The sequence below is a fragment of the Variovorax sp. ZS18.2.2 genome (assembly GCF_024701975.1).
Classification (GTDB): Bacteria; Pseudomonadota; Gammaproteobacteria; order Burkholderiales; family Burkholderiaceae_C; genus Variovorax.
In genome coordinates this window covers 78,479-94,170 of sequence record NZ_JANLNM010000002.1, presented here as the reverse complement: position 1 = coordinate 94,170, position 15,692 = coordinate 78,479, and the positions used below count along the sequence as shown (strand labels likewise).

At 65.1% G+C, this 15,692-nt stretch carries 15 protein-coding genes and 3 tRNA genes; 5 read left to right on the top strand and 13 right to left on the bottom strand.

The genetic code is table 11. The annotated features are described in order from the left end of the window. Window positions 1-3: 3 nt before the first annotated feature. Genes NU688_RS10965 through NU688_RS10955 form a run of 3 tightly spaced genes read right to left on the bottom strand, consistent with a single transcriptional unit; the run spans window position 4 to window position 2,953 of the window. The gene (locus NU688_RS10965; RefSeq protein WP_257860634.1) at window positions 4-888 is read right to left on the bottom strand and encodes an ABC transporter permease; all 885 of its coding nucleotides are present in this window, start codon (window positions 886-888) and stop codon (window positions 4-6) included. After that, complete coding sequence (locus NU688_RS10960; RefSeq protein WP_257860633.1) at window positions 885-1,835, bottom strand: ABC transporter permease; 951 nt, start codon at window positions 1,833-1,835, stop codon at window positions 885-887. The genes NU688_RS10965 and NU688_RS10960 overlap by 4 nt, the downstream gene beginning before the upstream one ends. A gap of 35 nt (window positions 1,836-1,870) precedes the next feature. Next, on the bottom strand, window positions 1,871-2,953 hold the full coding sequence (locus NU688_RS10955; protein ID WP_257860632.1) for a tartrate dehydrogenase: 1,083 nt from the start codon (window positions 2,951-2,953) through the stop codon (window positions 1,871-1,873). A gap of 351 nt (window positions 2,954-3,304) precedes the next feature. On the opposite strand from NU688_RS10955, the gene NU688_RS10950 reads away from it, so the two are divergent. Further along, window positions 3,305-4,324: a phytanoyl-CoA dioxygenase family protein gene (locus NU688_RS10950; protein WP_257860631.1), complete on the top strand. Its 1,020-nt coding sequence runs from the start codon at window positions 3,305-3,307 to the stop codon at window positions 4,322-4,324. Window positions 4,325-4,336: 12 nt separating this feature from the next. Here NU688_RS10950 and NU688_RS10945 read toward each other — a convergent pair whose 3' ends face one another. From NU688_RS10945 to folC, 10 genes are all read right to left on the bottom strand, one after another. Then, the gene (locus NU688_RS10945) at window positions 4,337-5,179 is read right to left on the bottom strand and encodes a bifunctional 2-polyprenyl-6-hydroxyphenol methylase/3-demethylubiquinol 3-O-methyltransferase UbiG (protein ID WP_257860630.1); all 843 of its coding nucleotides are present in this window, start codon (window positions 5,177-5,179) and stop codon (window positions 4,337-4,339) included. A gap of 195 nt (window positions 5,180-5,374) precedes the next feature. Beyond that, window positions 5,375-5,451, bottom strand: a tRNA-Asp gene (locus NU688_RS10940). 69 nt (window positions 5,452-5,520) lie between these two features. Continuing rightward, a tRNA-Glu gene (locus NU688_RS10935) sits at window positions 5,521-5,596 on the bottom strand. 54 nt (window positions 5,597-5,650) lie between these two features. Beyond that, window positions 5,651-5,726: transfer RNA gene (locus NU688_RS10930), tRNA-Ala, on the bottom strand. 72 nt (window positions 5,727-5,798) lie between these two features. After that, window positions 5,799-7,187, bottom strand: a complete 1,389-nt coding sequence (gene gltX / locus NU688_RS10925) for a glutamate--tRNA ligase (RefSeq protein ID WP_257860629.1) — start codon at window positions 7,185-7,187, stop codon at window positions 5,799-5,801. A gap of 10 nt (window positions 7,188-7,197) precedes the next feature. Then, window positions 7,198-8,418 (bottom strand): O-succinylhomoserine sulfhydrylase, encoded by a 1,221-nt coding sequence (locus NU688_RS10920; RefSeq protein ID WP_257860628.1) that lies wholly within the window; start codon window positions 8,416-8,418, stop codon window positions 7,198-7,200. A gap of 8 nt (window positions 8,419-8,426) precedes the next feature. Next, a complete protein-coding gene (purF, locus tag NU688_RS10915) occupies window positions 8,427-9,929 on the bottom strand; it encodes an amidophosphoribosyltransferase (RefSeq protein WP_257860627.1) in 1,503 nt (500 codons plus the stop codon). A 12-nt stretch (window positions 9,930-9,941) separates the two neighbouring features. Then, window positions 9,942-10,427, bottom strand: a complete 486-nt coding sequence (locus NU688_RS10910) for a CvpA family protein (protein WP_257860626.1) — start codon at window positions 10,425-10,427, stop codon at window positions 9,942-9,944. Between the two features lie 18 nt (window positions 10,428-10,445). After that, window positions 10,446-11,354, bottom strand: coding sequence for an SPOR domain-containing protein (locus tag NU688_RS10905; RefSeq protein WP_257860625.1), 909 nt, complete (start codon window positions 11,352-11,354; stop codon window positions 10,446-10,448). Between the two features lie 60 nt (window positions 11,355-11,414). Next, window positions 11,415-12,722 (bottom strand): bifunctional tetrahydrofolate synthase/dihydrofolate synthase, encoded by a 1,308-nt coding sequence (gene folC, locus NU688_RS10900; protein ID WP_257860624.1) that lies wholly within the window; start codon window positions 12,720-12,722, stop codon window positions 11,415-11,417. Between the two features lie 36 nt (window positions 12,723-12,758). Here folC and NU688_RS10895 point away from each other — a divergent pair, with 36 nt between their 5' ends. The 4 genes from NU688_RS10895 (at window position 12,759) to argG (ending at window position 15,634) form a co-directional block, all read left to right on the top strand. Then, window positions 12,759-13,112, top strand: coding sequence for an ArsC family reductase (locus NU688_RS10895; protein WP_257860623.1), 354 nt, complete (start codon window positions 12,759-12,761; stop codon window positions 13,110-13,112). A gap of 58 nt (window positions 13,113-13,170) precedes the next feature. Continuing rightward, window positions 13,171-13,821 carry a hypothetical protein gene (locus NU688_RS33960; RefSeq protein WP_308340298.1) on the top strand — a complete coding sequence of 217 codons (651 nt, stop codon included), beginning with the start codon at window positions 13,171-13,173 and terminating at the stop codon, window positions 13,819-13,821. A gap of 124 nt (window positions 13,822-13,945) precedes the next feature. After that, window positions 13,946-14,272, top strand: a complete 327-nt coding sequence (locus tag NU688_RS10885) for a pyrimidine/purine nucleoside phosphorylase (protein WP_257860622.1) — start codon at window positions 13,946-13,948, stop codon at window positions 14,270-14,272. 15 nt (window positions 14,273-14,287) lie between these two features. Then, on the top strand, window positions 14,288-15,634 hold the full coding sequence (argG, locus tag NU688_RS10880; RefSeq protein WP_257860621.1) for an argininosuccinate synthase: 1,347 nt from the start codon (window positions 14,288-14,290) through the stop codon (window positions 15,632-15,634). Window positions 15,635-15,692: the final 58 nt, after the last annotated feature.

The following is a 15,692-nucleotide window of genomic DNA, read 5'->3' as shown; positions in this document are numbered from 1 at the left end:
GGTTCAGCGGGCTCGTGCAAGGCGCGGGTCGAGCAGGTCGCGCAAACCGTCGCCGAGCAGGTTGAGGCCCAGCACCGCCAGCGCGATTGCCATGCCGGGGAACACCGCCAGCAGCGGCTGCTGGAACATGAGCGTCTGCGCTTCGCTGAGCATGCGGCCCCACGAAGGCTGCGGCGGCTGCGTGCCGAGGCCGAGGTACGAGAGCGCCGCTTCGGCAAGAATCGCGATCGCGAAGCGGATGGTGATCTGCACGATCAGCACGGCCGAGATGTTCGGCAGCACATGCTGCATCGTGATCGAGAACGAGCCCTTGCCGCAGGCCCGCGCGGCGGCGATGTACTCGCGTGACCAGATCGCATTGGCCGAGGCGCGCGTGATGCGTGCGAAGGTGGGGATGTTGTAGATGCCGATCGCGACGATCGCGTTGACGATGCCGGCGCCGAACACCGCGGTCATCATGATGGCCGAGAGGATCGCCGGGAACGCCAGCGAGAAGTCGGCGAAACGCATGATCGCCTCTTCGACCCATCCGCGTCGTGCTGCAGCCAGCAGGCCGAGCGCGGTGCCGACCACGAGGCCGATGCCCACGGCGATCACGCCCACGAGGATGGAAGCGCGTGCCCCCACCAGCAACAGCGAAGCCACGTCGCGCCCGAAGGCGTCGGTGCCGAGCCAGTGCGCGGCCGAGGGCGCCTGCATCTTGCTGGCCATGTCCATCTCGTAGGGCGACCACGGGGTCCACACGAACGACACGAGCGCGGCCAGGAGCAGCAGCAGCGCAAGGACGGCACCGATGACGAAGCTGCGATGGTGCCGTGCGCGGCGCCAGAATCCTGGCACGGTGAGTGCAGCTGCGCTGGGAACCGCAGGAGCGGCGATGGTGTTCATATGTCGCTCGCCTTGATGCGCGGGTCGATCACGGCATAGAGCACGTCGACCACGAAGTTCACGATGACGACAAGCGCCGCGAGCAGCATCACGCAGTTGCGCACGACGACCAGGTCGCGGTTGCTGATGGCCTGGAAGATCAGCCGGCCGAGGCCGGGCAGGTAGAACACGTTCTCGATCACGATCGTGCCCGCGAGCAGTTCGGAGAACTGCATGCCCATCACGGTGATGACGGGAATCATCGCGTTGCGCAGCACGTGCAGCCACAGCACAGCGCGTTGCGACACGCCCTTGGCGCGCGCGGTGCGCACGAAGTCCTCGCGCATCACTTCGAGCACGGCCGAACGCGTAATGCGCGCAAGGATCGCGGCCTGCACCACCGCGAGAGACAGCGCCGGCAGCAGCAGCGATTTCATGCCGCCCAGCACGCCCTCGCCCCATCCGTCGAAGCCGCCCGCGGAGAACCACTGCAGCTTCACCGAGAACACCAGGATCAAGAGAATCGCGAACCAGAAATTCGGAATCGCGATGCCCACCTGCGTCATGCCCATCAGGCCCACGTCGCCCATCTTGTTGTGGCGCGCCGCGGCAGTCACGCCGACGACGAGCGCGAGCACGGTGGTGAGCGTCATCGCGAGCACGGCCAGCGGCACGGTGAGCGCGAGGCGCTCGAGGATCAGGTCGAGCACCGGTGAGCCGTAGGCGTAGCTGTCGCCCAGGTTGCCGGTGAGGATGCCGCCGATCCAGTGCCAGTAGCGCGTCCATGCGGGCTGGTCGAGACCCAGCTTGGTGGCGAGCGCGGCCACCGCATCGGGCGATGCGTCGGGGCCCATGAGCATCTGCGCGGCGTTGCCGGGCAGGATCTCCAGGACCAGGAACACGATGACCGACGCGCCGATCAGCGTGCCGACCAGCGTTGCCAGGCGCTTGAGCAGGAAGAGGCCCATCTATCGGTCTCGGTGCTTCGTGCGGAGCCGGGCTGTCATCCGATGCAACTGGCGATGGCGCGACCCACGTCGACCGTGTTCGCCGTGCCGCCCATGTCGCGCGTGCGCGGACCTTCGCTCAGCACGGTCTCGATGGCAGCGAGCACGGCCGCCGAAGCCTGCGCATACACAGGGTCGCCGTTGCCCAAGTGGTCGAGCATCAGCGCGGCCGACCAGATCTGGCCGATCGGATTGGCGATGCCCTTGCCCGCGATGTCCGGTGCCGAACCGTGCACCGGCTCGAACAGCGACGGGAACGCGCGCTCGGGATTCAGGTTGGCCGATGGTGCGATGCCGATGGTGCCGGTGCACGCCGGACCCAGGTCGGACAGGATGTCGCCGAAGAGGTTGGAGGCCACGACCACGTCGAACCAGTCGGGGTGCTGCACGAAGTGCGCGCACAGGATGTCGATGTGGTACTTGCTCGTGGCGATGTCGGGATGGCGCTTGGCCATCTCGGCCAGGCGCTCGTCCCAGTACGGCATGGTGATCGAGATGCCGTTCGACTTGGTCGCCGCCACGAGGTTCTTGCGCGGGCGCTTGCTCGCGAGCTCGTAGGCGTACTTGAGGATGCGGTCGACGCCGTGGCGCGTGAACACGGCCTCCTGGATCGCCATTTCGCGCGGCGTGCCTTCGAACAGGCGTCCGCCGACGGAGGTGTATTCGCCTTCGGTGTTTTCGCGCACGACGAGAAAGTCGATGTCGCCGGGCTTGCGATGCGCGAGCGGCCCGGGCACGCCGGGCATCAGGCGCACGGGGCGCAGGTTCACGTACTGGTCGAACTCGCGGCGGATCTTGATCAGGAGGCCCCACACGGCGATGTGGTCGGGCACCTTGTCGGGCGCGCCGACAGCGCCGAAGTAGATGGCGTCGTGGCCCTTGAGCCGGTCGTCCCAGTCGGCCGGCATCATGAGGCCGTGGCGCACGTAGTGGTCGGAGCCCCAGTCGAAGTGATCGAAGCTGAATTCGATGCCGAACTTGCGACTCACGGCGTCGAGCACGCGAAGGCCCTCGGGCACCACCTCGACCCCGATACCGTCACCCGGGATGACGGCGATTCTGTGTTTTCTTTGTTGCATCGAATACCTGCTTCAAGACTGTTTCGCGGGCAAGTCTAGAAGCAGGTGGCGTGCCACCAGATGGGGGTTGGCACGTACTTTGTCTTGCAATTATCAGAAGGTCTTCCAGCAGGGTTTCAAAGGGAAACGACCCTGCGCTGCAGAAAAATAACGCCATTGACTTCTATTTTGGAGAAGGGCTTGCCATGGTGCCGCGAGGCTGATCGACTGCTTCGAACCCATTGGATCGGGGCCAATGGACGCTGAGCGACCTTGCGAATGCGATGCCGTCGATGCTGGTTTTGACTAAGTAGAAAGGGGGCATCTCGCACGGCATACTCCCTCCTACAGCAATCAGAGAGCCAACCAACTATGCACATCGAGAACGCAGTCAAGTCCCAAGCCACGCCGTGGTTCATGGATGAATCAAGAATTCCGGCAAAGCTCGCGTCTCTCGAAGCCGACATCCGACCGCATGCACAGAGCATGATCGACAACGGTTTCGCCATCATCCGAGGCGGCATCGGCCAAGAGCGCTGCGAGCAGTTGATCGCACGCTTCCGGCTTTTCGCCGACGCAAATCCCGACAAGTTCCAGAAATTCCTGGACAAGGACGGCCACTACCCCCGGATCGTCAATCTGCACATTGCAATGCCCGAGCTGTTCGAGCTGTTCTCGTCCAACCGGCTGGCCTACCGCGTGCAGCAAGCCCTCTGGGACGCAACGCCTTGCCTGTACACGTCGCTCTTCTATGAGCGCGGCTCGGCCCAGCCCCCGCATCGCGACACCCCGCTATTCGCAACCCGGCCGGAGTACTTCTATTTCGGTGTGTGGACGGCCCTGGAAGATTCGACGCCGGCGAACGGCGCGCTGCAGGTCTATCGCGGCGGCCACAAGCTCCCCGAACGCGATCGCGAAAGCATCGCGATGCGGCTCTTTGGTTCGCTGGAGAACATTCCATCGATGTCGAACGACCTCTGGATGGAATATCAAGGCCAAGTCGATCAGCAGTGCAAGGATGCCGGCCTCGAACTGGAGTCGCTCTATGTGAATGCGGGTGACACGATCATCTGGCATCCGCAGCTGCCGCATGGTGGCGGCCCCATCGCCGACATGACCAAGAGCCGCTTCAGCCTGGTCATGCACACGACGCCCGTTGGCGCTCCTGTCTACCACCAGGACAGGTTTTTCAACCCGCGCGGCGATGCGCCGATCGATGCGCCGTGGCAGTACGAAAAGGCCGCTGGCGCCTATCGCGTGATTCACGACAGGGTCGACTTCGACCACAAGGAGTCGTTCGCCGTCGCGGACTTCAACGTGCCGCCTCCAGAGATCAAGATCGGCGAGGCGGCGAACAGGCCGACCTCGTTCTGGCGCCGGCTGTTCGGCTGAACCTGGCGCAGTTCAGCGCCGGCGCGTGGCCTTGAAGATGATCGGCCACATGTTGTAGTCGTCGTAGGGATTGCCATCGCGCAGGATGCCTTGGGCTGGATTGAACGCCAGCCCGAGTTCAGCGGTGGCGAAACCTGCGCGGCGCAGGTCGTCCAGCAGTTCGAGGCCGGGCTCCGCGAAGACCAATGCCCCGTTCGGGTCCATCGGGTTTCCGTGATACGCGGGTTCCTGGATGTGCCGGAGCGCGCCGTTCTCGACCACTGCGCGCACGTTGTGCTTGCGGAAGTTGAACACAGGGCAAGTGAACAGAAGCGTTCCACCGGGCTCGAGAACCCGATAGCACTCGCGCAGCGCCACCTGCATATCCGGAACGTGCTCAAGCACGTCCCCATGGAATAGATATTGGAAGGTGCGAGCCGGGTATGAAAGCTCGAGCATGTTCTCGTGGCGAACGTCGATCCCATGGGTCTGGCGGATCTCTCCAGGCTGAACATCGTCGCCGAAGTACTCGCAGCCTTCGACGAAGGGATAGCGCTCCTGCATGCGAACAAAGAGGGGCGTGACCCGCTCGAACATGAGGAAGCGTCCCGTCGGAGGGTACTTCTCGACCACGCCCATGATCATGCGCATCCGGGAATTGAGGCCGCACTCGCAAAAGAGCGCCTCTCGAAGATTGGTCCATCCGCCATCTGGTGTTTCGACCAGGTGCATGTTTGTTTCGCGGCGACAGGCAGGGCACCAGCCCTGGATCTTCTTCTCGCGGTAGGCGATCTCCTGTGCCATCTGCGCTTGACCGCGCAACTCGTCAAACCTTTGCATGGCACCGTCTACCGAGGTGAACCAGTCGATCTGCATGTGAGGCGTCTTTGTAGTGATTTCGGAAGGCGAGAGTATCGCAGCAGCCCATCGAGCCCTTGCTCGCCCGCCCCTTGGATTTCGATCAAGAAGCTCGCGACTTCGTGCAGCCATGGCTGCGAGGACTGCACAGCATCGAAGCGGGCCAGAAAGTGAAAAGCCCCTGCAACTCGTTGAATTGCAGGGGCTTCTGACTGGCGGAGTGGACGGGACTCGAACCCGCGACCCCCGGCGTGACAGGCCGGTATTCTAACCAACTGAACTACCACTCCTGGTAGACAACGTTCACTCCTTGCGGAGCCGAGTGTTGACAACTCGTGCCTGCTTCACTTGCATGAAACTGGCGACCCTACGGGGATTCGAACCCCGGTAGCCACCGTGAAAGGGTGGTGTCCTAGGCCTCTAGACGATAGGGTCAAAACCTTAGGAACCGTGCTGCGATCAGCACTTGTCTTCTTCTCGACACTTTGATGGTGGAGGTAAACGGGATCGAACCGATGACCTCTTGCATGCCATGCAAGCGCTCTCCCAGCTGAGCTATACCCCCATTTGACTTTCAGGCTCTTCTTTTCAGAATTACCCTGTGTCGGTGTCGAGCCTCAAATTATAGACCGAAAAATCAGGCCCTTTTCAAACGCTCAACAACTTTTTCGCGAGAAAAGATGGCGAGCACCGAATCGAGGGATGGCGTCTGCGGTGTTCCCATCACGAGGACGCGAACCGGCATCGCCAGCACAGGCATTTTCACCGAATGCGCGGCCAGAACTTCCTTGATGGCCGCAGCGATCGAAACTTTTTCCCACGTCACGTCCGCGAGCTTCTCGGCCAGCGTCGCGATGACGGGCTTCACTGCATCGGTGATGTGCTGCGCGCGATCGGCTTCGCTCGGCGTCACGTCCGCGTAGAAGGCAGCGGCCCAGTCGGCAAGTGCGACCGTGGTTTCACAGCGATCCTTGAAGAGTGCGCAGATGGCGACGAGCCGATCATCAGCTTCGATGCCGCGCTTCTCCAGTTGCGTGGCCACGAGCGGTGCGAGTTCCACATCGGCCTTCGCCTTGATGTATTGCGCGTTGACCCACGCGAGCTTCGCCGCATCCCATTGCGCGGGGCTCTTGGAGAGGTGCGAACCGTCGAACCAGCTCACCATCTGCTCGCGCGTGAAGAGCTCGTCGTCACCATGGCTCCAGCCCAGGCGTGCGAGGTAGTTCAGCATCGCCTCGGGCAGGTAGCCGTTCTCCTCATAGGCGGTGACGCTCACCGCGCCGCGGCGCTTCGAGAGCTTCTGCCCGTCGTCACCCAGGATCACCGGCACATGGCTGAACTGGGGCAGCGGTGCGCCGAGCGCGCGGAAGATGTTGATCTGCCACGGCGTGTTGTTGATGTGCTCGTCGCCGCGGAACACGTGCGTGATGTTCATGTCCCAGTCGTCGACCACCACCGCGAAGTTGTAGGTGGGCACACCGTCGGGCCGCAGGATGATGAGGTCGTCGATCTCGCGGTTGTTGATGGTGATCTCGCCCTTGACGAGGTCGTTCCACGTCACGTCGCCTTCGGGCGGATTGCAGAAGCGCACCACCGGCGGCACGCCTTCGGGTACAGGCGGCAGCACCTTGCCCGGCTCGGGGCGCCAGCGGCGGTCGTACAGCGTCTTCTCGCCACGCGCGCGTTGTGCTTCGCGCATCTCGTCGAGCTCGGCGGGCGTGCAGTAGCAGTGGTAGGCGGTGCCGGCCGCGAGCATCTGCGCGATGACTTCGCGGTAGCGCTCCAGGCGCTGCATCTGGTAGATCGGGCCTTCGTCGTAATCGAGGCCGAGCCAGTGCATCGAGGCGAGGATCTGGTCGGTCGAGTCCTGCGTGGAGCGGGCCACGTCGGTGTCCTCGATGCGCAGCACGAACTCGCCGCCATGGTGGCGCGCATAGGCCCACGAATAGAGCGCGGTGCGGGCCGTGCCCAGGTGAAGGAAGCCGGTGGGAGACGGAGCGATGCGGGTGCGAACTTTGCCGGTCATGAAACTCGATTCAGGAATTCAGGGTGCTCAGGCCGCGCGAAAGGTCGGCCGTGATGTCGTCGATGTACTCGAGGCCGACCGCGAGGCGGATCAAGCCCTGGCTGATGCCTGCCGCCTGGCGCTGCACTTCAGTCAGGCGGCCGTGCGAGGTCGTGCCGGGGTGCGTGATGATGGTCTTGGTGTCGCCCAGGTTGGTGGCGATGCTCACCACGCGCGTGCTGTTGATCACATGGAAGGCGTTGGCGCGCGCCGCTTCGGGCGTGTCGCCGACCACGTCGAACGACACGACCGCCCCGCCCTGCCCCGACTGCTGGCGCATCGCGAGCTCATGCTGTCCATGCGAAGCAAGACCGGGGTAGTAGACGCGCGCGATGCCGGGCTGCTGCTCGAGCCATTGCGCCACGGCCAGCGCATTCGCGCACTGCGCCTTCATCCGGATGCCGAGCGTTTCCATGCCCTTGAGCACGACCCATGCATTGAACGGCGACAGCGCCATGCCGGCGGTGCGCACGATCGGGCCGAACACATCGACGATGAGCTTCGACGGACCGCAGATCGCACCGGCCATCACGCGGCCCTGGCCGTCGAGGTACTTGGTGCCCGAATGGATGATGAGGTCGGCGCCCAGTTCGACCGGCCGCTGCAGCGCAGGCGTGCAGAAGCAGTTGTCGACCGCGAGCAGCGCACCGGCACCATGGGCCAGGTCGGCGAGCGCCTGGATGTCGCAGACTTCCGTCAGCGGATTGGTCGGCGTCTCGGCGAACAGCAATTTGGTGTTGGGCTTCATCGCCGTGCGCCATTCGGCCACGTCGGTCTGCGAGACGAAGGTGGTCTCGACGCCGAACTTGGCGAACTCCTTGCCGAACAGGTTCAGCGTGGAGCCGAACACCGAGCGCGAGCAGATCACATGGTCACCGGCCTTGAGCAGGCCCATGCACATCATGAGGATCGCGCCCATGCCGGTCGATGCGCCGATGGCGGCCTCGGTGCCTTCGAGCGCGGCGAGCCGCTGCTCGAAGCTGGCCACCGTCGGGTTGGAGGTGCGCGAGTAGGTGAAGCCCTGCTCGGTGCCGGCAAAGCGGCGTGCCGAGGTCTCGGCGTCGGGCTGCACGAAGCCGCTGGTCAGGAACAGCGCTTCGGAATGCTCGCCGTGCTGGCTGGGCGCCAGCCCGGTGCGCAGCGCGAGTGTGTCGCGGTGCAGTCCGGGCGGCAGGGTTCGTTCGTCGGTCACTTCAGCTCTCACTCGCTGTGATTGGGAAGCGCAAGGCGCGAAGAATCTTCTTCGGTCTCTTCGATGCGGGGGCGGTTTCCGTTCATGCGCGAGATGGCATCGGTGTCGATGTCGCCGGTCACGTACACGCCGTCGAAGCACGAGGCGTCGAAGCCGTCGAGCTTGGCGTTGAGCGAGCCGATGGCGCGCTTCATGGCATCGACGTCCTGGTAGATCAGCGCGTCGCAGCCGATCAGTTCGCGGATTTCCTCGATGGTGCGGTCGTGCGCGACCAGCTCGTCCTTGGTCGGCATGTCGATGCCGTAGACGTTGGGGTAGCGCACCGGCGGCGCAGCGCTGGCCAAGTAGACCTTGCGGGCGCCGGCATCGCGCGCCATCTGCACGATTTCGCGGCTGGTGGTGCCGCGCACGATGGAGTCGTCGACCAGCAGCACGTTGCGGCCCTTGAACTCGCTCGCGATCACGTTGAGCTTCTGGCGCACCGACTTCTTGCGCACGCCTTGTCCCGGCATGATGAAGGTGCGGCCCACGTAGCGGTTCTTCACGAAGCCTTCGCGGTACGGAATGCCCAGCAGGTGCGCGAGCTGCGTCGCGCTCGGGCGGCTCGATTCGGGGATCGGGATGATCACGTCGATCTGGTTCGGCGGCACGGTGGAGACCACGCGCTTGGCCAGCGTCTCGCCCAGGTTCAGGCGCGCCTGGTAGACCGAGATGCCATCGAGCACCGAGTCCGGACGCGCGAGATACACGAATTCGAAGATGCACGGGTTCAGCGTGGCCGACTCGGCGCACTGCATCGAGTGGACCTTGCCTTCCAGATCGATGAACACCGCTTCGCCGGGGGCGATGTCGCGTTCGAACACATGGCCCGAGCCTTCGAGCGCGACCGATTCGCTGGCCACCATGACGTTGCCGTCGGCGCTGCGGCCCATGCACAGCGGACGGATGCCGTAGGGGTCGCGGAAGGCCAGCAGGCCATGGCCCGAGATCAGCGACACCACGGCATACGAGCCGCGCAGGCGCTTGTACATGTTCTTGACCGCGGCGAACACCTCGGCCGGATGCAGCGGCACGCCGCGCGACGAGCGCTCCAGTTCATGCGCGAGCACATTGAGCAGCACTTCCGAATCGCTCTCGGTGTTGGTGTGGCGGTGGTCGGTAGAGAACAGCTCCGAACGCAGCGCGTGTGCGTTGGTGAGGTTGCCGTTGTGCACGAGCACGATGCCGAAGGGCGCGTTCACGTAGAAGGGCTGCGCCTCTTCCTCGCTGTAGGCGTTGCCGGCGGTCGGGTAGCGGACCTGGCCCAGGCCCACGTTGCCCGGCAGCCCGCGCATGTTGCGGGTGCGGAACACGTCGCGCACCATGCCCTTGGCCTTGTGCATGAAGAACTTGCGTTCCAGCAGGGTCACGATGCCGGCCGCGTCCTGGCCGCGATGCTGCAGGAGCAGCAGCGCGTCATAGAGCAACTGGTTGACGGGTGCGTTGCTGACAACGCCGACGATTCCACACATGAACGATTCCTCTCAGGGCAGGTAGCTTGCCAACTTTTCAGGCAGCGCGGGTTTCAGGCCCTGCAATGCCGCATCGAGAACACCGGCACTGAGCGAGTCGCGCCACCAGGCACTGTCGCTCAACACCAGCAAATGAACAACGACTGCCAGCACGAGCAGGGCCACTGCGCCCCGCGCCGCACCGAAGGCAGCTCCCAAAATCCGGTCCACGGGCCGAAGGCCCACCACGGTGATCAGCTTGCGCGTGAGGGCCGCAATGAGCCCCACGCCAAACGCCACTCCCACGAACACCAGCACGAAGGCCAGTGGATAACGCCACGTCGCCTGCGGCTCACCGAACGGCAGCCACGCCGCCACATCGGAAGCCAGCCACTGGGCGGCGATAAAAGCAGCCACCCAACCCACCAGCGAAATCACTTCGAACACCAGGCCCCGCATGAGGCCGAACAGCATCGACACCACGATGAGCGTGACGGCGATCCAGTCGAGCAGGGCCACGGCAGCAGGCGCCTGCGCTTACAACGTGAGGATCGCGGCCGGCAAAGACAAGCCCTTGACCTTCTCCGCCGCCTTGTCCGCCTCGGCACGCGAGCCGAACGGGCCGACACGCACACGCGTGCGCTCGCTGCCATCGGCCGTCTTGGCGACGTGAACGTAGGTCTTGAGGCCGGCGCGCTCCAGCTTCTGGCGGACTTCGCGGGCCTTGTCGGCATCGGCGAAGGCGCCGACCTGCACGATGAAGCGGCCCGCAGCGTCGTCGGCGGCAGCCGGCTTGGGCGTTGCGGTAGCGGCGGTGGTCACGGGCTTGCCTTCGAGCAGCGCGCGGGCGCGGGCACCGTCGTCCACCGAGGCGGCGGGCTTGGGCTCCGGCTTCGGTTTCGCTTCGGGTTTCGCTTCTGGCTTGGGCTTGGGTTCCGGCTTGACTTCAGGCTTGGGTTCCGGCTTTGGCTTCACCTCGGGCTTCGGCTCGGGCTTCGGCTCGGGTTTTGGTTCGGGCTTGGGTTTGGGCTCGACGGCGGGCGGCGTGCTGGTCACTGGCTTGCCGGGGTCGATCACGGTGCCGTCTGCGGTCTCGGTGATCATGCCGCCGGCCGACGAGGCGGCCGCCACGCGCGAACTGTTGTCGGGGGCAGCCGGTGCGCTGCTCGTTGCAGGCGCCGTTGCGGGTGCGGTAGGCACGGGCAGCGGCTTGACCTTGTTGCGGTCCGGAATCTCGATGGGGATGTCGACCGACACGGGGCGCGGTTGGGTGTCGAACAGCAGCGGGAATCCGATCACGCCCAGCAGCACCAGCACCGCGGCGCCCAGCAACCGATGGCGCGCGCGCCGACGCATGGTTTCGACACTTTCCGCGGGGACGGCCGCCGGGGCGTTGCGTCCTTCGTTGCCTTGTGGGCCGCGCGTGCGGAACTTGAAAAACGCCATGAAGTTCGATCCCTGAAGGAGTGCAGCGAGGTGATGCCAGGTGGTGCGGCGACCTGTCGGTCAGCCGCCCGGCGACAGGTGTTTGGCTTGCAGCCGGGGGGTGCCGTTTTCGAGCACGCCACCTACGGTGAAGAACGATCCGAAGACCACGATTCTATCAGCGGGGTCTGCGCGCTCGATGGCTGCGCGCAACGCATCCATCGGGCCTGCATGCACGCTGCCGGAGGCATCGGCGCGGGTGTTCTGCGCCTGCCAGGCGGCCAGCAGATCGGCCGCCTTGGCGGCGCGCGGCGTGGGCAGGTCGGTGAAGTACCAGCGGTCGATCAGCGGGCCGATGCGCGCGAGGATCGGCGCAAGGTCCTTGTCGGCCATGACGCCGAAGACGCCGTGCGTCGTGGGAAAGAAACCCATCGCATCGAGGTTCTCGGCCAGCGCGGCGACCGCGTGCGCGTTGTGCGCCACGTCGAGCACCAGCGCGGGCTCGCCCGGCACGATCTGGAAGCGGCCCGGCAGCTCGACCATCGCGAGCCCGTTGCGCACCGCCTGCGCCGTGATCGGCAATTGCGGACGCAGCGCCTCGAGCGCCGCGAGCACGCCCGCGGCATTGATGAGCTGGTTGGCGCCACGCAGTGCCGGATAGGCCAGCCCGCTGTAGCGCCTGCCGCGCCCCGACCAGCCCCACTGCTGCTTGTCGCCCGACACGTTGAAGTCGGTCCCGAAGCGCCAGAGGTCGGCGCCGATGGCGTTCGCATGGTCGATCACGCTCTGCGGCGGCATCGGGTCGCTCACGATGGCGGGCTTGCCCGGGCGCAGGATGCCGGCCTTCTCGAAGCCGATGCTTTCGCGGTCGGGCCCGAGGTATTCCATGTGGTCCAGGTCGATGCTGGTGATGACCGCGCAATCGGCGTCGATGATGTTGACCGCGTCGAGCCGGCCGCCGAGGCCGACTTCGAGGATCGCCACGTCGGGCTTTTCCTCGATCATGCAGTGCAGGATGCCGAGCGTGGTGAACTCGAAGTAGGTCAGCGGCATGTCGCCGCGCACCTTCTCTACCACTTCGAAGCTTGCTATCAGTTTGGAAGCATCGACCGATTCGCCCTTCAGGCGAAGCCGCTCTTCGAAGCGCACGAGATGAGGTGACGTGAACACGGCGGTGCGGTAGCCCGCATGCGTCAGGATCGACTCGAGCATGGCGCAGGTCGAGCCCTTGCCGTTGGTGCCCGCGACCGTGATGACGGGGCAGCCGAATTTCAGGCCGAGGCGCCCGGCCATCTCCTTGGCGCGTTCGAGGCCCAGTTCGATGTTCTTGGGATGGAGTTGCTCGGCGCGCGCGAGCCAGTCGTTAAGGGTTTCCATGGAGGCCGGCATTGTCGCCGACCCGCCGGGCGCGGCATCATGGCGGCCATGACAACCCTATACGGCATCCCGAACTGCGACACCGTCAAGCGCGCCCGCGCCTGGCTCGACGAACACGACGTGGCCTACACCTTCCACGATTTCAAGAAACAGGGCGTGCCCGAAGCCGAACTCGACCAATGGCTGAAAAAGCCCGGCTGGGAAGCGCTGGTCAATCGCCGCGGCACCACCTGGCGCAAGCTCGACGAAGCCACCCAGAACAGCGTGGTCGACGCAGCCTCGGCCCGTGCCGTACTGCTGGCCAATCCGAGCCTCATCAAGCGGCCGGTGGTCAACTGGGGCGCCAAAACCGGCGTTACGACAGGATTCGACGCCCAAACCTGGGCTGTGAACGCCGTGTAAACCCCGGAACCCCGTCTCGCCGGCCGGCCTCCAACCGCGATCTGCAGGAGAGAACACCATGAACAGACACGTTTTTCGCACCCTCGCGGGGCTTTCGGTGGTCGGGCTGCTGGCAACCGGCGCCAGCGCCGTGCAGGCCCAGCAAGTGGTCCAGGCCCGGGTGATTTCTGCCACGCCGATCCGCGAAACGACCGGCAGCGACGTCAGCTACAACGTCACCTACGAATACCAGGGCCGCCAGTACACGACCCGCACCACCAGCCGGCCGGGCGCGACCATCGCGATCCAGGCCGGTACCTACGGCGTGACCACCGCGCCCGTGCAGCCCCAGTCGCAGCTGCAGCCCTACCCGGTCGAGGCCAACAGCGGGCAGCAGTACCAGCAAGACCCGCAGTACCAGGAACAGTACCAACAGGGCGGCGGCTCCCCGTGGGAGAACGTCGTGCCGGAACCCGGTGTGGTGGTGTCCGGGCAGGGCGCGCCGGTCTATGCACAGCCGGCGCCGGTCTATGCGCCGCCTGTCTACGTGCAGCCCGCCTACACCTACCCGTATGCGCAGCCCTACGTCTACCCGCCGGTCGGCATCTCGCTGAACCTGGGCTACTCGCGCGGCTGGGGCGGCGGCTACTACGGCCGCGGCTATGGCGGCTACCGGGGTGGCTACGGCTATCGCGGCTATGGCGGTTACCGCGGCGGCTGGCACCGCTGAGAAGGTGTGAGCGGGTAGGGGCCGGCCAAGCCCCTAAAATCGAGGACTTTCCCAACCCTGACGGGTGCGCCGCCGGTGCGGTGCGTCCTCGATTAGCCGAGCCCCCAGGCGCCGGCGCCACCCAATGACGACGACTACCGACACTCTGAACAGCGCCGCAGTGGCCACCAAGGCCAATGTGTATTTCGACGGCAAGTGCGTGAGCCACAGCCTCACGCTCGCGGACGGCACGAAGAAATCGGTCGGCGTGATCCTGCCGTCCACCCTCACCTTCAACACCGGCGCGCCTGAAATCATGGAAGGCACCGCCGGCAGCTGCGAATACCTGCTGTCAGGCACCAGCGAATGGGTCGCCTCCGGCCCAGGCCAGAAGTTCAATGTGCCGGGCAACTCCAGCTTCCAGATCCGGGTGACCGGCGAGCCCTACAGCTACATCTGCCATTTCGGCTGAACCCGGGACCCTGACATGTCGACCATCCTCCAAAACGTTCCCGCCGGCCAGAAGGTCGGCATTGCCTTCTCCGGCGGCCTGGACACCAGCGCGGCGCTCCACTGGATGCGCAACAAGGGCGCGATTCCCTACGCCTACACCGCCAACCTCGGCCAGCCCGACGAGCCCGACTACGACGAGATCCCGCGCAAGGCGATGCTCTACGGCGCCGAAAACGCCCGCCTGATCGACTGCCGTTCGCAGCTGGCCAACGAAGGCATCGCCGCGCTGCAGGCCGGCGCCTTCCACGTCACCACTGCGGGCGTCACCTACTTCAACACCACGCCGCTCGGCCGCGCGGTGACCGGCACCATGCTGGTGTCGGCCATGAAGGAAGACGACGTCAACATCTGGGGCGACGGCAGCACCTACAAGGGCAACGACATCGAGCGCTTCTATCGCTACGGCCTGCTCACCAATCCCGCGCTCAAGATCTACAAGCCCTGGCTGGACCAGGTCTTCATCGATGAACTCGGCGGCCGCAAGGAGATGTCGGAGTTCATGCAGAAGGCCGGCTTCGCCTACAAGATGTCGTCCGAGAAGGCCTATTCGACCGACTCGAACATGCTGGGCGCCACGCACGAGGCCAAAGACCTCGAGCACCTGAACAGCGGCATGCAGATCGTGCAGCCCATCATGGGCGTCGCGTTCTGGAAGGACGAAGTCGAGGTCAAGCGCGAGACCGTCTCGGTGCGCTTCGAAGAAGGCGTGCCGGTCGCGCTGAACGGCGTGGCGTACCCGAACATGGTCGAGCTGATCCTGGAAGCCAACCGCATCGGCGGACGCCACGGTCTGGGCATGAGCGACCAGATCGAGAACCGCATCATCGAGGCCAAGAGCCGCGGCATCTACGAGGCCCCGGGCCTGGCGCTGCTGTTCATCGCCTACGAGCGCCTGGTCACCGGCATCCACAACGAAGACACGATCGAGCAGTACCGCGACCACGGCCGCAAGCTCGGCCGCCTGCTCTACCAGGGCCGCTGGTTCGACCCGCAGGCGATCATGCTGCGCGAGACGGCCCAGCGCTGGGTGGCGCGCGCCATCACCGGCGAGGTGACGGTCGAGCTGCGCCGCGGCAACGACTACTCGATCCTGAACACCGAGTCGCCCAACCTCACCTACAAGCCCGAGCGCCTGAGCATGGAAAAGGTCGAAGGCGCCTTCACGCCGCTGGACCGCATCGGCCAGCTGACGATGCGCAACCTCGACATCATCGACACGCGCGAGAAGCTGGCGATCTACAGCCGCACCGGGCTGCTGTCGTCGAGCCAGGGCGCTTCGCTGCCGAAACTGGCGAACGACGACGAGAGCGGCAGCAAGTAAGCTGCACGCGCTTCAATGACGAACGGGCCCGATGGGCCCGTTTTTCTTTGGTGTGCGT

Coding starts and splice junctions, on each gene's coding strand:
- gltX (WP_257860629.1), bottom strand. CDS start 7,187: ATGACCGGCAAAGTTCGCACCCGCATCGCTCCGTCTCCCACCGGCTTC.
- argG (WP_257860621.1), top strand. CDS start 14,288: ATGTCGACCATCCTCCAAAACGTTCCCGCCGGCCAGAAGGTCGGCATT.
- purF (WP_257860627.1), bottom strand. CDS start 9,929: ATGTGTGGAATCGTCGGCGTTGTCAGCAACGCACCCGTCAACCAGTTG.
- NU688_RS10895 (WP_257860623.1), top strand. CDS start 12,759: ATGACAACCCTATACGGCATCCCGAACTGCGACACCGTCAAGCGCGCC.
- NU688_RS10950 (WP_257860631.1), top strand. CDS start 3,305: ATGCACATCGAGAACGCAGTCAAGTCCCAAGCCACGCCGTGGTTCATG.
- NU688_RS10960 (WP_257860633.1), bottom strand. CDS start 1,835: ATGGGCCTCTTCCTGCTCAAGCGCCTGGCAACGCTGGTCGGCACGCTG.
- NU688_RS33960 (WP_308340298.1), top strand. CDS start 13,171: ATGAACAGACACGTTTTTCGCACCCTCGCGGGGCTTTCGGTGGTCGGG.
- NU688_RS10965 (WP_257860634.1), bottom strand. CDS start 888: ATGAACACCATCGCCGCTCCTGCGGTTCCCAGCGCAGCTGCACTCACC.
- NU688_RS10945 (WP_257860630.1), bottom strand. CDS start 5,179: ATGCAGATCGACTGGTTCACCTCGGTAGACGGTGCCATGCAAAGGTTT.
- NU688_RS10955 (WP_257860632.1), bottom strand. CDS start 2,953: ATGCAACAAAGAAAACACAGAATCGCCGTCATCCCGGGTGACGGTATC.
- folC (WP_257860624.1), bottom strand. CDS start 12,722: ATGCCGGCCTCCATGGAAACCCTTAACGACTGGCTCGCGCGCGCCGAG.
- NU688_RS10885 (WP_257860622.1), top strand. CDS start 13,946: ATGACGACGACTACCGACACTCTGAACAGCGCCGCAGTGGCCACCAAG.
- NU688_RS10905 (WP_257860625.1), bottom strand. CDS start 11,354: ATGGCGTTTTTCAAGTTCCGCACGCGCGGCCCACAAGGCAACGAAGGA.